The sequence below is a fragment of the Leuconostoc gelidum subsp. gelidum KCTC 3527 genome (assembly GCF_000166715.1).
Lineage (GTDB): Bacteria > Bacillota > Bacilli > Lactobacillales > Lactobacillaceae > Leuconostoc > Leuconostoc gelidum.
Genome location: NZ_AEMI01000024.1, coordinates 1 through 1,348, shown reverse-complemented (window position 1 = coordinate 1,348; position 1,348 = coordinate 1). Strand labels below are relative to the sequence as shown.

Genomic DNA, 1,348 nt, shown 5'->3' with positions numbered 1-1,348 from the left:
GGAACAAAAAAAGCAAGCCAACTGCACAAACCAGTCACTCACTTACCTATGGGCCATCCAGGACTCGAACCTGGGACCTCTGCGTTATCAACACAGCGCTCTAACCAACTGAGCTAATAGCCCTTATCTCTTTTATGCCCAGCGGTGCATAAAAGCGAATGACGGGAATCGAACCCGCATAGCCAGCTTGGAAGGCTGGAATTCTACCATTGAACTACATTCGCATCACTTCTGCCGATGCCCCTGCTGGCACATCTATGGCGCTGGACGGAGTCGAACCGCCGACACTACGAGCTTCAATCGTATGCTCTACCAACTGAGCTACAGCGCCATCTTAGCATGTCTTCCACACTAAACGGTCACAGCGGGGCTCGAACCCGCGATCTCCTGCGTGACAGGCAGGCGTCCTAACCAACTGGACCATGCGACCAATTGCGGGAGCAGGATTTGAACCTGCGACCTTCGGGTTATGGGCCCGACGAGCTACCAGACTGCTCCATCCCGCGATAATAGTATTCAGGTATCACTACCTAAGGAGAATGTGGGATTCGAACCCACGCGCCGATTTCTCGACCTGACGGTTTTCAAGACCGTTCCCTTCAGCCAGACTTGGGTAATTCTCCATCATCTGTGTTTCAATACAGTATAGTCCTGCATGGACCTTGTTGGACTCGAACCAACGACCGGACGGTTATGAGCCGTCTGCTCTAACCAACTGAGCTAAAGGTCCTATATCGAGCCTATCGCGGCAGGGGGGATCGAACCCTCGACCTCCCGGGTATGAACCGGACGCTCTAGCCAGCTGAGCTACACCGCGATCTTCTTTGACAATTCCTTGTCAATCGGGACGACAGGATTCGAACCTGCGACCCCCTGGTCCCAAACCAGGTGCTCTACCAAGCTGAGCTACGTCCCGATAAGTTCTTTTCGGAGCACTGCCCCTTTAAACTTAAAAAAAGAGTTTGAATTACTTCAACCTCTATGCACCTAGCAGGAGTCGAACCTGCAACCTCCTGATTCGTAGTCAGACGCTCTATCCAATTGCGCTATAGGTGCATATATGCCGACGACCGGGATCGAACCGGTACGATATCTCTATCGCAGGATTTTAAGTCCTGTGCGTCTGCCTATTCCGCCACGTCGGCATATAAGCGGAAGACGGGATTCGAACCCGCGACCCCCACCATGGCAAGGTGATGTTCTACCACTGAACTACTTCCGCATGGATCATGCCGACTAAAGGACTCGAACCTTCGACCCCCGCTTTACAAGAGCGGTGCTCTACCAACTGAGCTAAGTCGGCAGCGCTTTATCCCGACGTGCCACGGTTTTGTTTCCTTGGCTTTCG

The 1,348-nt window shown here is 52.8% G+C and carries 13 tRNA genes; all 13 read right to left on the bottom strand.

Annotation, left to right across the window (positions count from 1 at the left end):
- Positions 1-49: 49 nt before the first annotated feature.
- Positions 50-123: transfer RNA gene (locus tag EUI_RS0107175), tRNA-Ile, on the bottom strand.
- 30 nt (positions 124-153) lie between these two features.
- Positions 154-224, bottom strand: a tRNA-Gly gene (locus EUI_RS0107170).
- A 34-nt stretch (positions 225-258) separates the two neighbouring features.
- Positions 259-331, bottom strand: a tRNA-Phe gene (locus EUI_RS0107165).
- 25 nt (positions 332-356) lie between these two features.
- A tRNA-Asp gene (locus EUI_RS0107160) sits at positions 357-430 on the bottom strand.
- A gap of 2 nt (positions 431-432) precedes the next feature.
- Positions 433-506, bottom strand: a tRNA-Met gene (locus tag EUI_RS0107155).
- Positions 507-533: 27 nt separating this feature from the next.
- Positions 534-623, bottom strand: a tRNA-Ser gene (locus tag EUI_RS0107150).
- 33 nt (positions 624-656) lie between these two features.
- Positions 657-730 (bottom strand) — tRNA-Ile (locus EUI_RS0107145).
- Between the two features lie 13 nt (positions 731-743).
- Positions 744-817, bottom strand: a tRNA-Met gene (locus EUI_RS0107140).
- Between the two features lie 25 nt (positions 818-842).
- Positions 843-916 (bottom strand) — tRNA-Pro (locus EUI_RS0107135).
- 66 nt (positions 917-982) lie between these two features.
- A tRNA-Arg gene (locus EUI_RS0107130) sits at positions 983-1,056 on the bottom strand.
- A 5-nt stretch (positions 1,057-1,061) separates the two neighbouring features.
- Positions 1,062-1,145, bottom strand: a tRNA-Leu gene (locus EUI_RS0107125).
- A gap of 5 nt (positions 1,146-1,150) precedes the next feature.
- Positions 1,151-1,222 (bottom strand) — tRNA-Gly (locus tag EUI_RS0107120).
- Positions 1,223-1,230: 8 nt separating this feature from the next.
- Positions 1,231-1,303 (bottom strand) — tRNA-Thr (locus tag EUI_RS0107115).
- Positions 1,304-1,348: the final 45 nt, after the last annotated feature.